Here is a 19,796-nt window from a genome sequence, read left to right as displayed (position 1 = left end):
ATATGCGGCGTCTGAGCCGCTGCTATGAGCTTGGGCCCTAGGAACCTGGTTCCTAGGGCCCAAGCTCATTAGCTTTTGCAGATGTATGCTGCTTCTGGTGTGCCGCGCTTCACGGCTCGGCGGTTTGGCTGTCATCAGGTGCGCGGGTAAAGTTCCATCCGTCGGAAACGACATGCGCCAGTAGCTCAATGGATAGAGCATCTGACTACGGATCAGAAGGTTGGGGGTTCGAGTCCCTTCTGGCGCACCAACGCCTCGCTATCGGCTGTAACAGTCGGAAGCGGGGCGTTTTCCATTTTGCGCAGCGGCCAGCTTGCCTGCTTCTGTCTGCACCCGGAAGTTCACCAGCCCCAGCGTGCAAGAGCTGCAAACCCTTGCAATATCTACCGTGCCGCCGTAGCCTCAAGCAAACCCACACTGCTGGCCGCCCTGCCATTTCCCTTAAGTGGATGCGCGTCCTGTGGAGTTTCCACGCAATGACAAAGGAGTCATAAGGCATATGAAACACATGCAAGCACCTGCGGTCTGGCGCCGGGAGAGGCGCCACAGCCGCCTGACCCGCTTCAGCGCCCTGCTGGGCACCGCCGCCCTGGCACTCACCGGTGCGGCCGCTACCACCGCCGTCGCTGAGGAAACTCCCACCTCCGTGGCGCTGGTCGGCAGCCTGCAAAACGAGCTGGGCTGCGAGGCTGATTGGGCCCCCGCCTGCACCAGCACCGCCATGACCGATCCTGACGGCGACGGCGTCTACAGCTACACCGCCACCATCCCCGCTGGCTCCTACGAAATCAAGGTGGCCCTCAATGGCACCTGGGACCTGTCCTACGGCAAGAACGGTGCTGCTGGCGGGGACAATATCCCCCTGACCCTGGCAGGCCCAGCCAAGCTCACCTTCACCTGGAACAAAACCAACCACCGCCTAGGTGTGCGCGCCGCTGAACTCACCGGCGCCTACACCGCCGCCGACGCTGCCCTGGCCGCCGCCCCCATCCGCCAGGGCATGGGGGAGCACTTCTACTTCGTGCTCACAGACCGCTTTGCCAACGGTGACCCCTCCAATGACAAGGGTGGGCTCACGGGCGACGCCTCTGTGACCGGATTCGACCCCAGCAACGAGGGCTACTACCACGGCGGTGACCTGCGCGGCCTGCTAAGCAAACTGGACTACATCCAGTCCTTGGGCACCACCGCCGTCTGGCTCACCCCCTCCTTCACCAACCAGCCCGTGCAAGGCGAGGGCGCCAACCAGTCCGCTGGCTACCACGGCTACTGGATCACGGACTTCACCAGCATTGACCCGCACCTGGGCGGTAATGCCGCCCTGGCTGAGCTGCGCGACGCCCTGCACGCTCGCGGCATGCGGCTCTACCTGGACATTGTCACCAACCACACGGCAGATCTGATCGACTACCAGGAGAAGACCTACACCTACGTAGACACCGCCACCAAGCCCTATAAGGACGCCGCCGGCAAGCCGGTGGACATCTCTGCGGTGGCCAACACCGACGCTTTCCCCACCCTGGACGCCGCCACCTCCTTCCCCTACACCCCGGTGCGTCGGGGCAAGGTCATTCCTGAGGCACTCAACGACGTCACCCTGTACCACAACCGTGGCGACTCCACCTGGGCCGGCGAGTCTGTGACCATGGGTGACTTTGTGGGCCTGGATGACCTCATGACCGAAAACCCCAAGGTGGAGAAGACTTTTGAAGAGGTTTACAAGACCTGGATGGACTTTGGGGTGGACGGCTTCCGCATCGACACCGCTAAGCACGTGAACTTTGAGTTCTGGCAGAAGTGGACCGCCGCCATCGACGCCCACGCCGCCAGCACCAACCCGAATTTCTTCACCTTCGGTGAGGTTTACGACGCTGACGCCACCAAGACCAGCCCCTACCCGCGCCGCACCGGCATGGACGCCACCTTGGACTTCGCTTTCCAAGCCAGCGCCCTGGGCTTCGCGAAGGGTCGCGCCACCAACAACCTGAGCAAGCTCTTCAACTCGGACGACTACTACACCACCACGCACTCCTCCGTGCACGGCCAGCCCACCTTCCTGGGCAACCACGACATGGGCCGCATCGGCTACCTGCTGGCGGGCGGCACCGGTTCAGCCGAGACTCTCCAGCGCGATCAGCTGGCGCACTCGCTTATGTACCTCACCCGCGGACAGCCGGTGGTCTACTACGGCGACGAGCAGGGCTTTGCGGGCACCGGCGGTGACAAGGCCGCCCGCCAAGACATGTTCCCCACCCAGGTGGGCGCCTACGCCAACCAGCCCCTGGTTGACGGCGGCACCGCTGGGGCGGGGGAGCACTACTCCACCACCACCCCGCTGTACCAGCACATCGCTGGCTTGGCCAAGCTTCGCGCTGAACACAAGGCTCTGGCCTCCGGCAGCCAGGTGGAGCTTTACGCTCACGACGACGCTGGCCTATACGCCTTCGCTCGCGTGGACCGCACCGAGAAGATTGAGCACCTGGTGGCACTGAACAACGCCACTGCGGATGCCACCGCCACCTTCAACACGCTCACTCCAGGTGCCACCTACACCGCCCTGTACGGCACGCCCAAGACCGTGACCGCCGACGCCGCCGGCTCGGTGACCCTCACGGTCCCGGCCCTGTCCGCCGTGGTCTTGAAAGCCGACCGCCAAGTGGCCTCCGGCAGCCCCGAGGTTGCCTTCACTACCCAGGCGGGAGCCAACCTCTTCGGCCCCACCGCAGAGATCACTGCCACCACCACCGCTCACCGCTGGGCGGAGACGACCTTCTCCTACCGGCCCGTGGGCACCACCGAATGGACCACGGTGGGCACTGCTGAGGATGACACCCCGCGCGTCTTTGCGGATGTCTCCGCCCTCCCCGCGGGCACGGTGCTTGAGCTGCGCGCCGTCACCACTGATGCGGCGGGCAATAAGGCCGCCGTCTCCACGACCGCCGTCGTTGGGGCGGATTTAACCGGTGAGGTTCCGCCACCGCCGCCCGCTGGTCCGATCGACGGCCTGGAGGTAACCCTCCCGGGTACTCACAACACGGAGATGGGTTGCCCCACCGACTGGGCCCCCGACTGCAAGCAGGCTCGCCTCACCCAGGACCCGCAGACCAAGCTGTACCGCGGCACCTTTGAAATCCCCGCTGGCGAGTGGGACTACAAGGTGGCGATTGGCGGCTCCTGGGATGAGAACTACGGCGCTAACGGCGTCGCTGGCGGAGACAATATCCGCTACGAGTCCAAGGGCGGGAAGATCACCTTTGTCTACGACGCCCGTACGCACCTGGTCTGGATTGAGGCTGCTGGGGATCAGCCGGAGCCGCAGCCCAGCGCGACGGCGGCTACCGCCGAGCCCAGCCCGCAGGAAACGCCGCTGGAGCCAAAGCCCAGTCAGTCCCCGGAGCTGAAGCCGACGCCTAGCTCCGAGGCGACTGCGGAGGCAACTGCGACGCCGCTGGCGCCAGCCACTGCCTTGGCGACGCCGGGGCAGAAGCCGCAGCGTCCGCAGGGCTTGTCGGTTACCGGCGCCAACGTCGTCGGCCTGCTGACGGTGGCTGGCGGCCTGGTGGTCGCTGGAATGCTGCTGGCTAGGCGACGTCGTGCCTGAGCTCCTCGGGGGCTAGTGCCCGCCTTGCAAAATCTTGCAGAAATGCCTGCAAAGGATTACATTCGTAGCAAGTCCGTTACTTGGACGGGATCGAACAAAGAAGTTCCTAGGAGGAGTTATGCCCTTACCTGCCCCCATTCCCTTATCCCGAGGCCGGAGGTACAGGCGCGTCCTAACTGGCGCCCTAAGCCTTTCGCTCGGCCTGCTGGGTGCTGCGGCCCTCCCGGTCGCCCCCGCAGCGCAGGCCCAGGAGGCCACCGCCGCAGCCCCCGCACTGGCGGCTCAAGCTGCTCCAGCGGCACCGGCAACTCCGGTCACTTCCCGCGCTGGAGAAGTGACCGCCACCCTCTTCCAGTGGCCCTGGAAGGACGTCGCTTCCCAGTGCACCAAGGTGCTTGGCCCCGCTGGCTACACCTACGTGCAGGTCTCCCCACCCCAGGAGAACATCACCGGCTCTGAATGGTGGACCAGCTATCAGACCGTCTCCTACAAGATCGGCAATAAGCTCGGCACGGAGGCCGAGTTCAAGGACATGGTCAACACCTGCCACCAGGCCGGGGTCAAGGTCATGGCCGACGCCGTCATTAACCACATGACCGGCCGTGACATGGATAAGAACCGTGGCGGCAAAGGCATCCTCGGCACCCCCTATGAGTGGCACCGCTACCCGGGCATCTACGAGGAAGCTGACGACTTCCACAGCTGCCAGCAGAACATCGGCGACGCCTACCACGACCGGACCAAGGTCCAGGAGTGCGACCTAGTCGGGTTGGCAGACCTGAACACCGGCAAGGAGAAGGTGCGGCAGCGCATTGCCGACTACCTGAACGGACTGACGGACCTGGGCGTAGACGCCCTGCGCATCGACGCCGTCAAGCACATCTCCGTTGAGGACATGGCCGCCATCAAAGCCAAGCTCAAGAAGCAGGACGTGTATATCCAGCAAGAGGTCATTGGCTCCGCTGGTGAAGCAGTTAGCGACAAGGAATACACCGGCATCGGCAAGGTAGACGAGTTCGACTACGGGCGTCACTTAAAGCAGGCCTTCTCGGACAAGCTAGCCAGCCTTAAAGACCTGCCCACCCGGTCAGACCTGTTGCCTTCTGAGCAAGCCCACGTCTTTGTGGACAACTGGGACACTGAGCGCAACAACTCAACCATGACCTACCACTGGAATGACGTCTACACCCTGGGCAATATCTTCATGTTGGCCCACCCCTACGGGGACGTGAATGTTTACTCCGGCTACCGCTTCAACAAGGACGTGGAGGCTGAGCGGGACAAGGGTGCCCCCCAGGACGCTCAGGGCCTGGTCATTACGCCTCGCTGCCAGACTGAGGACGGCGTCGGCTACAACGACGGCGTCTTCACCTGCGTCCACTCCTGGCGGCCGATCACCGGCATGGTCGGCTTCCGCAACGCCGTCGCCGGTGCGCCCCTGCGCAACTGGTACGACGATGGCAACCGCCTAGTTGCCTTCAACCGTGGTGACCGCGGCTTCATCGCCCTGAACAACTACGATCAGGCTCGCAACCTGGAGCTGTCCACCGGCCTGCCCGACGGCACTTATTGCGACGTCGTCAGCGGCGGGGTCAGCGGCAACGCCTGTGTGGGCACCACCGTGGAGGTCCAGGGCGGCAAAGCCAAGCTCAGCATCCCGAAGCAGGGCGCTGTGGCCATTGACGTCGCCTCCAACTCCCTGCTCAAGGCGGCGGACCCCACCCCCGTCAGCAGCATGCGCGTCTACCTGGAAGGCACCGACTGGAGTTCTGCCAATATCCACTACGCCGTGGATGGCACCTGGACCAACCCTCCGGGTCAGGCCATGACGGCCTCCGCCTGCACCGGCTCCTTCTACGCCGACGTTAAGAACGACGGCAAAGTGGTCACCGGCCTGTTCAACCGCGAGAACGCTGACTGGTACCACGCCAGCGGTGGCGGTAACTTCACCTGGCCCGCCACCGCCCGCTACATAAGCGTCAAGAACGGCGTCGCCACCGCTTCCACCACCAGCCCTTGTGCTGCTGATCTGCCAGACGAGCCCCAGTCGCCAACCCCAGAGCCTCCGGCCACGGAAATCATCACCCTGGCGGGCACCTTCCAGGCGCAGGCCTCCTGCCCTGACACGGAAAACCATGGCGGCAACTGGGAGCCCGGCTGTGCCGCCACCCGCATGACCCAGGTGCCCGGAGACCCCGACACCTGGACCTACACCTCGCCCGCCCTCACCCAGGGCACCTACGAAGCGAAGGTCACCCACGGCGGCAGCTGGGACGAGAACTACGGCGTCGGCGGCCAGCCAAAGGGCTCCAACTACACCTTTAGCGTGCCCGCAGGTAAGACCGTCACCTTCACCTACCACCGCTCCACCCACCTGCTGGACATCAGTGTGGAGGGCGTGGCCCCCGGCACCGGTGAACTGCGTGCCTACTGGGTGGACGAGCACACCCTAGCCTGGCCCGTCTCCCTCCTGCCCCAGGGCATCACCCGCGACCAAGCCGTGGCCGCAGGCAACGCTGGCCTGAGCTACCAGCTGCTCAGCTCCGCTGACGCCAGCACCACCCTGGCCGCTGGACAAGCCGCCGGCCAGTTCACCCGCATTGACCTAACCGTCACCGGGGACCTGCCCGCAGAGACCACCAACGCCCGCCCGAACCTCCGGGGCTACATCGCCCTGAGCACCGGCAGCGCCCTGGAGCGGGCTGCCGTGGAGAAGGCTCTAGCCAGCCAGCTCACCGTCGCCCAGGTCAAGGACAGCAAGGTCACTGCCGCCACCGGCGTGCAGGTAGCCCCCGTCCTAGACGCCCTCTACGCCAAGGAGGCCGCCAAGGCCCCCAAGGGCGTCAGTTTCACTGGCGGCTCGCCCGCCTTCGCCCTGTGGGCCCCCACCGCCCAGGCAGTCTCCCTGTTGAGCTGGGGACCCGACGGCGCCGGTGAGCCCACCGTCCAGACGGCAGCCCGCCAGGCGGATGGCCGCTGGACCGTCGCCAACACCGATGGCGCCATTGCTGCTGGTTCGCAGTACCAGTGGCGCGTCAAGGTCTACGCCCCCACCACCGGCAAAATCGAGAGCAACGACGTCACCGACCCCTACTCGGTGGCCCTCACCCTGGACTCCAAGCGCTCTGTGGCCGTGGACCTGAGCAGCGCCGAACTCGCTCCCCAGCAGTGGAAGAGCGCGCGTGGCCCCGCCATCCGCAACGACTCTGCCCGCAGCATCTACGAGCTGCACGTGCGTGACTTCTCCATCGCGGACCAGACCGTCCCCGAGGCGGAGCGCGGCACCTACAAGGCCTTCACCCACGCGGACTCCGCTGGAATGAAGCACCTGCGCCAGCTCGCTGAGGCGGGTATGAACACCATCCACCTGCTGCCGGTCAACGACATCGCCTCCATCCCGGAGAACCGTGCCGACCAGCAGAATCCCCAGGTGCCCCAGGCCGGTCCCGCCGACGAGGCGCAGCAGGCCGCCGTCACCGCCGTCGACACCAAGGACGGCTTCAACTGGGGCTACGACCCCTACCACTGGATGGCCCCCGAGGGCTCCTACGCCACCGCAGCCAACCAAGAGGGCGGCAAGCGCAGCTACGAGATGCGTGAGATGGTCGGGGCGCTGCACGCCACCGGCTACCAGGTGGTCCTGGACCAGGTCTACAACCACACCTTCGCCGCCGGGCAGGACGACAAGAGCGTCCTGGACCGGGTGGTGCCCAGCTACTACCAGCGGCTGAACGCCAACGGCGGCGTGGAGACCTCCACCTGCTGCTCCAACACCGCCACCGAGAACGCCATGACCGAACAGCTCATGATCGACTCCGTGCTCTGGTGGGCCAAGCAGTACAAGATCGACGGTTTCCGCTTTGACCTCATGGGTCACCACTCGGCGGACACCATGAAGCGCCTGCGCACGGCTTTGGACGGGCTCACCCCGGAGCAGGACGGCGTGGACGGCAAAGCCATCTACCTATACGGGGAGGGCTGGAACTTCGGCGAAGTGAAGGACAACGCCCTGTTCACCCAGGCCACCCAGGGGCAGCTGGACGGCACCGGCATCGGTTCCTTCAACGACCGCCTGCGCGACGGCGTCCACAAGGGCCTGCTTGCTGGCAAGCCGCAGGACGTCAACTCCAAGGAACTCATTGAGGTGGGCCTGACCGGCAACCTCAAGGACTACCAGTTCACTGACGGCGCCCACCACTGGACTGGTGGCGATGTCAGCTATGGCTCCGGCAAGGCCGGCTACGCCAGTCAGCCCCAGGAGAGCGTCAACTATGTGGACGCCCACGACAAGGAGACGCTGTTCGACATGGCGGTGCGCCACCTGCCGGTGGACACCCCGATGGACCAGCGCATCCGCCTCAACACCCTGTCTCTAGCGACCACAGCCCTAGGCCAGTCCCCGTCCTTCTGGCACGCGGGCACGGACATCCTGCGCTCCAAGTCGCTGGACGTGGACTCCTACAACTCTGGGGACTGGTTCAACTCCATTGACTGGTCCCTGCAGGACAACGGCTTTGGCAAGGGCCTGCCAGTGGCGGGCAAGAACCAGAAGGACCACTGGGACGCCCAGCGGACCCTGCTGGCCAACCCCGCGCTCAAGCCCAACAGCGAGCAGATCAAGCAGGCTCACGCTCAGGCGCTAGACCTGCTCAAGGTCCGCTCCTCCACGCCGCTGCTGACCCTCGGGACGGCGGAACTGGTCAAGGAGAAGGTCAGCTTTGTGAACCCCGGCCAGTCCCAGGCCAGCCCCGGCGTCATCACGATGCTGGTGGATGACACCAAGGGCGCGGACGTGGACAAGGCCACCAAGCGCGTCGTCGTGGTCCTGAACCTCAACGACCAGCAGGTCACCCAGAAGGTGGCGGGCACTGAGGGTGGGGCCTTCGCCTTGCACGCCGTGCAGGCCGGGGGCGCGGACGAGGTGGTCAAGGGCTCCGGCTTCGAGGCTGCCAGCGGTGCCTTCACGGTGCCTGCCCGCACCGCCGCTGTCTTCGTGGAGAAGCAGGCGCCGGAGCAGATCCAGCCTGACGGCGCTAAGCCCGCCTACGTCTCCGCCGTCGAGACCGGCAAGACCGGTACGCTGCTGGTGGGTGACTGGGATGGCGACGGCGACGTCAACTGGGCCGTGCGCGTGGGCACCCGCGTGGTGTTCTACACGGAGAACCGCGTGGATGCGCCGGTCTACGCCTCAATCTCCATTGGCCGCGCCACTGACGAGGTGCTGGTGGGTGACTGGGACGGCAATGGCAAGGACACGCTTGCACTGCGCCGGAGCACCACGGTGCTCAAGCAGTTGCGGTTAACCTCCGCAGCCACTGAGCCGGTCAAGGTGCCTGGTATCACCGCGACGGCGAAGCTGGCGGTCAAGGACGGTCGTCCAGACCAAATAGTGCTGGCGGAGTGAGGCCTTAGGGCCTAACCTGCCACGAGCAAGACATTTCGGCTCTACTGGTGCGCTTTTCCGGCACCAGTAGAGCCGAAATGCGCTATCGGACGGGTGTGGAGGAGGGGCAGCGGCGGGACAACAGCAGGATTGGCTGCCGCCTAGGACCTTTCATCTATGGCTTCCGTCACTTCAACATGCCAGAGTTGGGGCGTAAAGCAGAGAGGCGGCCCATGCCCGGAGCCCTGACCCGATCAATTTCCCCAAACCGCGCCGAACCCCCGCGCCCCACCCGGCGTAACGGCAGCGCGCGCGGCCCCGCACCCCTGCCCCGACCCCTGCGGCATGCGCGGGCCATCTGGCTAGAGCCCGACCTCATCGCCTGGCCTCGCAAGCACCTACCCGCCCGGCTCAGCAAGGCCCCCGCCGAGCAGATCGCCGCCGCTGCGGACCTCACCCTCTCCCTGTTGACCTCTCCCGACGGCGGCCTGCGCCTGAGTGCTGGCGTTTCCGAGCTGTCCTACCAGGAGGCGGAGATCCCCCTGCGCATCATCGGCGACCTCCCCGCCGCGCAGCTCGCCCGCCACCCCCACCTGCAGGACTACCTAGCCCTCAGCCTCACCGACGCCGACGGCACGCCCCGCTTTGACACCGAAGACGTGCGCAGCATCCTGACCGGGCAAGTCGCCGTCGTCCTACGCAGTCACCAGCCCCTGCCCGGCGGCGCCCAGAGCCTGCTCACCGGCGTGCAGATCTGGGCCCTGCTCGACCACTTCTACGGCGCCGCCGCCGAACGCTCCCGCCCTCTAGGCGTCACCTTCCACGAAGGCCTCCCTGCCTTCCACCTGTGGGCCCCAACCGCCCGCAACGCCACCCTCCTGAGCTGGGAGACCGGCGACCCCACCGGCTCTACGCCACTGGTCCCGGGCGAGCCCACCCGCACCCCTGCCACCTGGGGCGCGGACGGCGTTTGGACCGTGGATGCCGGGGCAGCGGGTGCCGGCTGCCAATACCTGTGGGAGCTGGAGCTGCACATTCCCGCAACTGGCCGCACTGGCGTCAACTGCGTCACCGACCCCTACTCGCGTGCCCTGACCACCGACTCGCGCCGTTCTGTGGCCGTGGACCTCAGCAGCAGTGGCGCTGACGCCGTCGCCGCTGACGCCGAAACTGAGGCGCCAGCCGCCGGGGCCGCCTCCCAACTGGCTCCTGACAACTGGGCCAGCACGCCCGCGCCCGTCGTCGCCAATGACTCCGCCCGCGTCATCTACGAATTGCATGTGCGGGACTTCTCCGCCGCCGACCCCACCGTCCCAGCCGAGCTGCGCGGCACCTACCGGGCCTTCAATCTGGACTCTGCCGGCACCCGCCACCTGCGGCGCCTAGCGGAAGCGGGCGTGGACACGCTCCACCTGCTGCCCGTCTTCGACTTCACCACCGTGCCCGAGGACCGCTCCGAGCAGCTGACCGCCCATATCCCCGACTTCACTTCCCCCGCCACGCACCGCCCCCAGGCGGAGATCGGCCGGATCCGTCGCCGCGACTCCTACAACTGGGGCTACGACCCCTGGCACTGGCTGGTTCCTGAAGGTTCTTACGCCACCCCCGGACATCAAGATGGCGGCGTGCGGGTGGCCGAGCTGCGGGAGGCTATTGGCGCAATCCACGAGCTGGGCATGCAGGTGGTGCTGGACCAGGTATACAACCACACCGCCGCCTCCGGGCAGGACCCACACAGCGTCCTGGACCGGATCGTGCCCGGCTACTACCACCGCCTAGACACTGACGGCGCCGTCTGCACCTCCGCTGCGGGGGCCAACGTGGCCACCGAGCATCTCATGGCGGAGCGCCTCATGATCGACGCCGCCGTCGCCTGGGTGCGGGACTACCGCGTGGACGGGCTGCGCTTCGACCTCATGGGCTACCACTCCGTGGACACTATGCGCCGCCTGCGCGAGGCCTTAGCCGAGGTGCAGGACGCTGTCGGTCATGAGGTTTTCCTGTACGGGGAGGGTTGGAATATGGGGGAGGTGGCGGACAACGCCCGTTTCACCCAAGCCACCCAAAGGCAAGTTAATGGCTTGCGGCTAGCCACCTTTAACGACCGTCTGCGCGACGCCATCCACGGCGGATTCATCTCCGACGCTGACCCGCGCACCCACCAGGGCTTTGGCACCGGCGAGCTGACTGACCCCAATGGGCATGACGAGCGTCCAGCCGTGGTGGCCCGCCGTGATTTGGGCTGGCGCTCTGACCTGCTGCGCGCCGGCCTGGCCGGGAACCTAGCTGACTACTGCCTGACTGACGCTGATGGCCACTGGCGGCGAGCAGCCGAACTGGGCTACGGCGGCGGTCAGGCCGCCTACGGGGCAGAGCCACTTGACTCCTTGGCCTATGTTTCCTCCCACGACGACACCACCCTCTTTGACCTGCTGACCTACAAACTGCCCGTGGACACGCCCATGAGCGAGCGGGTGCGGATGAACACCGTGGCTTTAGCTTGCGTGACTCTCTCCCAGTCGCCGGTGCTGTGGGCGGCAGGCTGCGAACTGCTGCGTTCCAAATCCCTGGACCGCGACTCCTACGACTCGGGGGACTGGTTCAATGCGATCGACTGGACCGGCACAGACAACGGTTGGGGGCGCGGACTGCCTGCCGCTTGGCGCAATTTTGACCGCTGGCTGGTGCAGGCCGAGCTGCTGACCACCCCTGGACTGCGCCCTGCCCCGGCAGATATCACTGCCTCCCGGGAGGGCGCGCTGGACCTGCTGCGTCTGCGCCGCTCCACCCCGCTGCTGACCCTCGGCTCAGCCGCCCTGATTCACGAGCGCGTCTCCTTCCCCTGCGCGGGGCCAGGCGCCACGCCTGGGGTGGTGGTGATGGTGATTGACGACGGCGCTGGCGACGGGGACGTGGACCTAGCCCTGGACGGAGTGCTGGTGGTCATTAATGCCACCCCCAATCCGGTGGAACGGCGAGTGGACGTGCTGGTGGGGCGGAGCTTCCAACTCAGCCCCGTGCAGGCGCAGGGGGCTGATGAGCGCGTGCGAGAGAGCTGGTTCAACGCCCAGACGGGCACTTTCTACGTGCCCGCCCGCACGGCGGCAGTGTTCTTCGAACGCTGAGACAGGGCGCCCGGTTTAGCGCGGGAGGCTGGGTGCAGGTGTCAGTCGACGATGCCGTAGAGGCGGTCTCCGGCGTCACCCAGACCGGGAACGATATAGGCGTGCTCATTGAGGCACTCGTCCACATGCGCCGTCACGATAGTGACATTCGCGCGCTCACCAATGGCCTGCTCCAAAGTCTTTAGACCCTCAGGTGCCGCAATCAAGCACAGGGCGGTGACGTCGCGGGCACCGCGCTGCAGCAGGTACTCAATGGCTGCCACCAGGGTGTGGCCGGTGGCCAGCATGGGGTCCACGATGAAGCACTGGCGGCCCGAAAGATCGTCGGGTAGACGGTTAGCGTAGGTCTCCACCTCCAGGGTGTCCTCATCACGCTTCATACCCAGGAAACCGACCTCCGCAGTGGGCAGCAGGCGAGTCATGCCCTCCAGCATTCCTAAGCCAGCGCGCAGGATCGGCACCAGGATGGGACGCGGGTCCGCAAGACGACGGCAGTGCGCCACCGCCACCGGCGTCTTAATGTCCACCTCTTCAGTGCTCACCTCCCGTGTGGCCTCGTAAGCCAATAGGGTGACAAGCTCGTCAACGAGCTGACGGAAGACCGCCGAAGGAGTCTTCTCGTCACGCAGGACAGAAAGCTTGTGGTCGATCAGCGGGTGGGAAGCAACGTGCAGACGCATGCGCCCAGCCTACGGCGTCGCCGCCGCGCCCGGTACCGTCCGAGGTCCCGGCGCCAGCTCAGGGTGCGGGTCGTCTCACCCGCCCACAGGCTCGAAATGCCGCTGTTGCCTCAGTATTAGCTGCTGACCGCATTGGTGCTGGCCAGGAACTCCAGCCAGCGTTCATAGTGGTCCAGCACATCGTGCGCCACCTGGTCCGCAGACCAATCCATGACGTCGTAGCCCTGCCCGCCACCGCGCGGCCGCACCTCCAGACGCACGGATACGTCGTCGGCCTCATGGACGACGGCACCGTAGGCGGGGGCCGGGACCTCAACCAATCGCACCACATAGCGGAACACGCGCGTCCCACTGGCTCGCTCCACGTGTTCGGTGACCGCACGGCCCTCCTGTGCCGCGTACTCGACCACCTCGGGACTGGTAACCACCAAGGAGGCGCGCCCCAAGAACTGCCGTTCGTCGTCGGGATCCTGTGCCTCGGGGCCCTCCACCAGCACCTCTGCGGTGAGGTTCTCCTTGCGTAGCTCCACCGCCACCGCCTCCAGGGCTGGGACCACGCGCTGTTCCAGGGCCCGCTGAGCACGGGCCGGGCTGACCAGGTCGAAGGTGTGCGACAGGCGGTCCCGCCAGGAGGAGCGCGAGGCCCCAGCTGCAGAGCCGGAGGCTGCCAGCAGGCGGTTGCGGTGGGCGATATGACGCGCATCTTCATGCCGCAATTCGGCGCGCAGGGCCTTCCACAGGCCTGCCATCACTGCAATTACAACCAAAGAGAAGGGCAAGGCCATGACGATGGTGGCTTGCTGCAGGATCGGGATTCCCCCAGCCACCAGCATTGCGATGGTCAGCATGCCGGTAAGCGCCGCCCAAAAGACCCGCAGCCAGGCGGCCGCGTCCTTGCGTTCCAGACGAACACGACTGGAGAGATTAGCCATGACCAGGGCGCCGGAGTCGGCACTGGTCACATAGAACAAAATGCCCACAAATAGCGCCATGGCGATCAGGCCCGGCCCGCCCGGCAGCCGCCCCAGCAACTCATATAGTCCCTGCTCGGGGGCTTTGGTGGTGGCTTCCGCAAAGCCTGGGGCCTTCCCCGCGCGGATCAGGTCCAGGGCCGAGTTGCCGAACACGGACACCCACATGAGCACGTAGCTGAAAGGCAGTACTAGGGAGCCCAGCACGAATTCGCGGATGGTCCGGCCCCGCGAAATCCGCGCCAGGAACATGCCCACGAAAGCCGCCCAGGTGATCCACCAGGCCCAGAAGAACAGAGTCCAGGAGGCCAGCCACTCGGTGGGCTGGTTGTAAGGGTAGGTCTCCAAGGTCAGCATGGGGAACTGGGTAGCGAAGTCCCCAATATTGGCCACCAGCGCATCCAGCAGGAAGGCCGTGTTGCCGGTAAGCAGCACCCACAGGGCCAGACCAATCGCCAGCAGCACGTTGATATTAGATAGCGCACGCACGCCGCGGTCCACGCCAGAAATGGCAGAGACAGTAGCCATCAGGACGCTCAACAGGATCAGGCCGATCTGGGCGGGGGTGCCTTGGGGGATATGGAAAAGGATACCCAGGGCCACATTTAGCTGCACCACACCCACCCCCAGTGAGGCGGCGATGCCGAAGACCCCACCGATGAGTGCCGCCGCATCGACGGCGTCGCCCAGCAGACCATCCACCCGGTCCCCGAGCAGCGGGCGCAGGGTGGAACGGACCGCCAGCGGCTGGTGATGCCGGTAAGCCATATACCCCAGGGCCATGCCCACCAGGGAGTACAGGCCCCAGCCGGAGATGCCGTAGTGGAAGAGAGTCAGGACGACGGCTTGGCGGGCGGCTTGGGTGGTCTCACCCGTGCCGGTTGGTGGGCTCAGGTACTGGGAGACGGGCTCCGCCACGGCATAGAACATTATGGCGGTGCCCACACCTGCGGCGAAGAGCATGGCGGCCCAGGAGAAGGTGGAGAAGTCTGGGGTGGAGTTGTCTGGGCCTAGCCGGATCCGGCCGAAGCGGGACATGGCCAGGATGACCACGAATACCAGCACCGCCGTGACCAGCAGGATGTAGAAGGAGCCGAACCAGCGGCCGGTCCAAGCTACCGCATGGTCAAAGACCATTTGGATGGTCTCCGGGGCCAGGATTGCGCCAATTGCCACCACCAGGATGACGGCGGCAGAGACCAGGAAAACCGGGAGATTTAGGCCCTCCGGGGTGGTTTTGGGGGAGATAGGGGTGGGGGTTGCCGCGTGGGAGGTGGTGCTTGCGGAGCTTTGGGGAGGGAGCACTTCAATAGGTTTTTCTGTCATGAGTCTCCTCCATTGTTCATAGATAGCCTGCTTGAGCCTTTCAGGAACTCGATGGCTTCGCAAGGCGAGCAGTGCACCAGGGGGTGGCTTGTGGCCGCTGCGGTGATGTGGGCAGGCTGGGTGTGTGAGTGAAAAGCAGGCAGGCGCCGGGCTGGTGGTGGCGCGCTACGACGCTGCGATGCAGCGGGCGCTGGCGCTCGCGGCTAGGGCTGGGGACGCGGGCGAGGTGCCGGTGGGGGCAGTGGTTTTGGGGCCCGACGGCGTCGTTATCGCGGAGGCAGCCAATGCCCGCGAGGCCGAGCACGATCCGACGGCGCACGCCGAGTTGCGGGCGCTGCGGGCTGCCGGGGCGGCCCTGGGTGACTCTCACCTGGAGGGTTGCACGCTGGTGGTGACTTTGGAGCCCTGCACGATGTGTGCGGGGGCGGTGGTGCTGGCGCGTGTGACGCGAGTGGTTTTTGGGGCCTGGGAGCCGCGCACGGGGGCTTGCGGCAGTGTGCGCGACGTGCTGCGTGACCCGCGCGCCAACCATCAGGTGGAGGTGTTGGCGGGCCTGCGTGCAGCGCAGTGTGAGGGGTTGCTGCGGGAGTTCTTCGAGCAGCGGCGGTGAAGTGCTGGGGTATGCGGCGGGCGTGGCTTGAGGGTGTTTGTTGTGCGCGTGAGCGACCTCGCACCAGCCTGCGATTGGGCGGCGTACGTGGCGCCGTGTAACCTCAATGCCCGAGGTAGCGTGTCCGAGCGGCCGAAGGTGCAGATCTCGAAAGTCTGTGTGGTTCATAGCCACCCTGGGTTCGAATCCCAGCGCTACCGCCACAGAAAACCCCGCCATTCCAGCGAAAAGTCGGAAAGGCGGGGTTTTCGCGTGTAGCACCTGGAGGCCTGCAGGCGGGTTAAGGGAATTGGCCTCACCTGCTCAGCGTCCAGCTTCTTGGGTCAGGCGGGCACCTTGCCCTGTAAATATGCTTCCAGCGCTTCGCGCATGACGGCGCTGGGGGTGGTGCCGTTAGCGGCGGCGTAGGCATCCAGGGCGTCGCTGGTGGCCTCGGGTAGACGCACCTGGCGGCGTGGAGAGCGTCCCTTTCCGGTGGCACGAGCTTCGCCGAGGTTAGGGCGGCCTCCAAGGATCGCGTCGAGCTCTTCGTCGCTGATGCGGGAGCCGTCACGGGGAGCGCCTCGGGCGATGGTGGGGATCAGCCCTGCGGTGACATCCTCGTCGAGCTGGTCGTAGTAGGCCTGGTCAGCGTCACTGAAGGTGGTGCGGTGGATAGTCATATGTATGCCTTTCTCATCTCAGAGGCCCTGGTCGGCGGGAGGAATGAGGTCGCGGTAGAGGTCGGTGACCTCCGAGCCTAGGAGCGCTTGGAGGCCTGCAGGCGGGTGGGCGCGTGAATCTGCTCTAGGTAGCGCGAACGCCGGGCCCTATGACCTCACAGGTACTCCGGCGTTTACTTCCGCACCGCACCTTGATGCGGGGCCTATCCAGTATCACGCGCTCGCGGGTGATAGATCAAGGCAATCCCGCCACTGCTTAACCCGTAACTCACAGAGAAGCCTCGTCCACGGCATGCCGTTAGGCGGCCATACTCGTAGCATCATGCCTGGCGCTTACACGGCCCTTTAGAGACCGCCACGACTATCGCGGATGAAAGCTCCGACGGCAACGGTCTATGACTGCCAGCAAGTCCTGCTACCCTCAGGCTCGCAGTACCAGAAGCTCGTAATTACTGGCACCAGAACCGCTTAGCAATCGCTGTTTTGCGGTTCGCAGCTTTCAAGGTTCAACCTCGCTTTTTGGTGCCGCGCAGGGCCGGGGCTGTCCAGGGATCTTCCGGCCAAGAGTGCTTGGGGTAGCGGCCCCGTAGTTCTGCGCGTACCTGCCGGTAGGGCCCTTCCCAGAAGGACCGCAGGTCATCGGTCACCGCCACAGGCCGCCGCGCCGGGGACAACAAGTGCAACAGCACCGGCACGCGCCCATCCACCACCGACGGCGTCGCCGCCCAACCAAAACACTCCTGCACCCGCACCGCCAGCACCGGCCGCTCCAACACTTCGCCCTGCTCGCCCACATAATCCAGCCGTACCGCTGAACCTGAAGGCACCTCCAGCCGCTCGGGCGCCAGCTGCTCCAAGTTCGCCGCCGCAGGCCACGGCAGTAAAGCCTGCAGCGCTGCCGCCACCTCTAGCCGCCTCAAGTCAAAGCGCCTCCCACCCCTAGCTTCCGCCAGCGCAGTCACCGCAGGTATCAGCCACTCGTTGGCCCGCGTCAAAAGGGCGGCATCGTCAACCTCAGGCCAGGGTTCCCCCAGCGTCCGGTGCAGCAGAGCCAAGCGCGCCCGCAAGTTACGCGCCTCCTGGTCCCAAGGCAGCAGCCCCAAAGCCTCCCGCCCAGCTGCCGCCTCCGCCTCGCAAGCACTCACCACGGCAGCCGCCACCACCGCAGGCTCCAATGCTCCCGACGGCGCCGAGTCCAGCGTGATCGCGCCGAGCCGCCGCACCCGCTCAGCGCGCAGCCGCCCCTCCTCCCACAGCGCCCGCTCCTCCGTAACCAGCCACGGCGCCGCCAAATGCAAGGCCTCAGCCTCCCCCAAAGGCGCCGCCGCCCGCACCAGCGCATCCGCACTCCGGCCAGCCCCACCCGGCGCCCGCTCCAATTCAGCCACCGCTAACCAGCGCGACCCCGACAAAGGCGCCCCCGCAGGCAGCCGCACGCCCACGCCCGCCACCGTCAGGTAGTGCGCCTCCTCGCCCGCGCGCGGCGCTTCCCCACGCCGCCACGCCACCCATTCCGGGTGCGCCAGCCCGGCCACCAGTGCGACGGCCTCCGCCAGCGTCCCCGAGGCTGCGCCAGGCAGTGCATCTGTGCTGCTGGCCGCAAGACCGTTTGCTGCCACTCCAGCTTCTTCTGCACAGCCTGCCCCCGCGTCATCTGCCGCAGTCGCCAATTGATCGACGCCGTAGTCCGCCGCACGCACGGCCTGCTGCAAGCGTTCGACCTCCGCCCGCCAAGTGCCCGAAGCAGGCCCGCCAGCATGTACCTGCCGCGCCAAAGCGGTCAGGTTACCGCCGGGGGCACGCAGATCACCGGTCAGCAGCGCCGTCGCCTCGGCTGCGCGCCGCACCCCCAACCTTGGCCAAGCAGCCAGCAAAGCCCGCGCCTCACGCACCGGGGCCGGGACCGCCGCGACCGCCCGGCCCAGTGGCGTCACAGCGCCGTCGTCGCCACAAAGCCCCAGGCTCCGCAGCGTCTCCTGGGCTGCTGCGAATGCCGCCGCCGGGGGCGCGTCAAGCCACGCCAGGCCCGCAGCGCTGGGCGTACCCCAGGCGGCCAATTCCAAGGCCGTGCGCGTCAGATCTGCGGACAGAATCTCCGGCGTAGGCGCTAGCGCAGCCTGCGCCCAGTCCACCTGCGAGCAGCAGCGGAACACTATGCCCGGCCTCTCGCGCCCCGCCCGCCCGGCACGCTGCATGCCCGCCGCCCGTGACACCCCCACTGTCACTAGACCGCTGATGTCGCGCGCCACATCCAGGCGTGGTTCGCGCGCCAGCGTCGAATCCACCACCACTCGCACCCCCGGCACGGTCAGCGAAGACTCAGCCACATTGGTGGCGACGACGACGCGCCGCCGCCCCGGGCTACTTGCTGCCAGGGCGGCGTCCTGCTGCTTGGAGTTCAGGCGCCCGTGCAAAGGCAGCACCTCCACCAGGTCTGCGCCCGGGCGCTCCGGCAGCGCCGCGCGCAGGGCGGCGACTACCGCCTCCACCTCCCGTACACCAGGCAGGAACACCAACACGTCGCCACCGCCCACAGCGGACCCGGACTCCGCCAGTGCCCGCAGCACCATGGCCGTCACATGGGCCAGGAACTCACGCGGTACCCCGCGCGGCCCCAGCCGGGGCACCCTAGCCGGGGGTGGACACCAGTGCTCAGCCACCGGATATGCCCGCGCCGATGCCTCCACTAAGGGCGCCGGGGCAGTGCCGTCGCTCAACAGGATGCACAGCTTTTCGGCGTCTAAGGTGGCGGACATAGCCACCAGCAGCAGGTCCTCGCGCAGGGCGGCGCGGGCATCTAGCAGCAAGGCCAGCAGCAGGTCCGAATCCAGAGAACGTTCGTGGACCTCATCCAACACCACCGCCCCTACGCCCTCCAGGGCCGGATCAGCCTGCAGACGCCGCAGCAGCAAACCCGCCGTCACCACCTCAATGCGCGTGGCCGGGCCCGCCCGCCGCTCACCGCGCACGGCATAACCAACCGTCTGGCCGACCGGCTCACCTAGCAGTGCCGCCAGGCGTCTAGCGGCAGCGCGGGCGGCGATCCGCCGTGGCTGGGTGACCAGCACCTTCCCTCCAAGCGGTGGCGTGGTTGCGGGCGGCAGGGCCACTGCGGGTGTATCGGGCCGAGTTATTGGTACAGCTGGCGGGGTTGAAGCCGCGGGCAAGGCCGGTGCCGTCCGCTCCCGCAGCACGTCTGCCACCAAGGGCGGGACCAGCGTGGTCTTGCCGGTACCCGGTGGTGCCGTCACCACTACGGCGGCGCCAGCCCCTGGAGGAGGGGCGCTCGCGGCTCCTGGATCGTCCGCGTGTGCCGACAGCAACGCGCGCAGTCGTGGCAGGGCGGCCACGACCGGGAGGTCTGGGGGAGCGGCAAGCAGGCGGGCGACGGCGTCGGGATGGCTCACCAGCTCATCTTGCCTGCCGCACCGCCTGCCG

At 66.6% G+C, this 19,796-nt stretch carries 8 protein-coding genes and 2 tRNA genes; 6 read left to right on the top strand and 4 right to left on the bottom strand.

Annotated elements, in window-relative coordinates:
* Window positions 1-174 precede the first annotated feature (174 nt).
* The 4 genes from DR039_RS06825 (at window position 175) to DR039_RS06810 (ending at window position 12,109) form a co-directional block, all read left to right on the top strand.
* Window positions 175-250 (top strand) — tRNA-Arg (locus tag DR039_RS06825).
* A 249-nt stretch (window positions 251-499) separates the two neighbouring features.
* Entirely contained in the window at window positions 500-3,601 is a 3,102-nt protein-coding gene (locus DR039_RS06820) for an alpha-amylase family glycosyl hydrolase (RefSeq protein WP_197719035.1), read from the top strand.
* Window positions 3,602-3,719: 118 nt separating this feature from the next.
* The gene (locus DR039_RS06815) at window positions 3,720-9,005 is read left to right on the top strand and encodes an alpha-1,6-glucosidase domain-containing protein (protein WP_111836645.1); all 5,286 of its coding nucleotides are present in this window, start codon (window positions 3,720-3,722) and stop codon (window positions 9,003-9,005) included.
* A gap of 212 nt (window positions 9,006-9,217) precedes the next feature.
* Window positions 9,218-12,109, top strand: coding sequence for an alpha-1,6-glucosidase domain-containing protein (locus tag DR039_RS06810; protein WP_111836644.1), 2,892 nt, complete (start codon window positions 9,218-9,220; stop codon window positions 12,107-12,109).
* A gap of 41 nt (window positions 12,110-12,150) precedes the next feature.
* Here the strand turns inward: DR039_RS06810 and upp are convergent, their stop codons facing one another.
* Together upp and betT are read right to left on the bottom strand one after the other, a co-directional pair.
* Window positions 12,151-12,789, bottom strand: coding sequence for a uracil phosphoribosyltransferase (gene upp, locus DR039_RS06805; protein WP_111836643.1), 639 nt, complete (start codon window positions 12,787-12,789; stop codon window positions 12,151-12,153).
* Between the two features lie 116 nt (window positions 12,790-12,905).
* A complete protein-coding gene (gene betT, locus DR039_RS06800; RefSeq protein WP_111836642.1) occupies window positions 12,906-15,086 on the bottom strand; it encodes a choline BCCT transporter BetT in 2,181 nt (726 codons plus the stop codon).
* A gap of 178 nt (window positions 15,087-15,264) precedes the next feature.
* Between betT and tadA the strand changes: the two genes are divergently transcribed.
* Both tadA and DR039_RS11275 read left to right on the top strand, forming a co-directional pair.
* Window positions 15,265-15,696 (top strand): tRNA adenosine(34) deaminase TadA, encoded by a 432-nt coding sequence (tadA, locus tag DR039_RS06795; protein WP_111836688.1) that lies wholly within the window; start codon window positions 15,265-15,267, stop codon window positions 15,694-15,696.
* A gap of 114 nt (window positions 15,697-15,810) precedes the next feature.
* Window positions 15,811-15,899 (top strand) — tRNA-Ser (locus DR039_RS11275).
* Between the two features lie 120 nt (window positions 15,900-16,019).
* Here DR039_RS11275 and DR039_RS06790 read toward each other — a convergent pair.
* Both DR039_RS06790 and hrpB read right to left on the bottom strand, forming a co-directional pair.
* Window positions 16,020-16,358: a ribbon-helix-helix protein, CopG family gene (locus DR039_RS06790; protein ID WP_111836641.1), complete on the bottom strand. Its 339-nt coding sequence runs from the start codon at window positions 16,356-16,358 to the stop codon at window positions 16,020-16,022.
* Window positions 16,359-16,864: 506 nt separating this feature from the next.
* The gene (gene hrpB / locus DR039_RS06785; RefSeq protein WP_229116861.1) at window positions 16,865-19,765 is read right to left on the bottom strand and encodes an ATP-dependent helicase HrpB; all 2,901 of its coding nucleotides are present in this window, start codon (window positions 19,763-19,765) and stop codon (window positions 16,865-16,867) included.
* Window positions 19,766-19,796: the final 31 nt, after the last annotated feature.

Origin of the sequence: Actinomyces bovis (genome assembly GCF_900444995.1) — a bacterium.
In the GTDB taxonomy this organism is placed as follows: Bacteria; Actinomycetota; Actinomycetes; order Actinomycetales; family Actinomycetaceae; genus Actinomyces; species Actinomyces bovis.
Note: the sequence above shows the minus strand (reverse complement) of the source record. Positions and strands in the feature narration are given on the sequence as shown.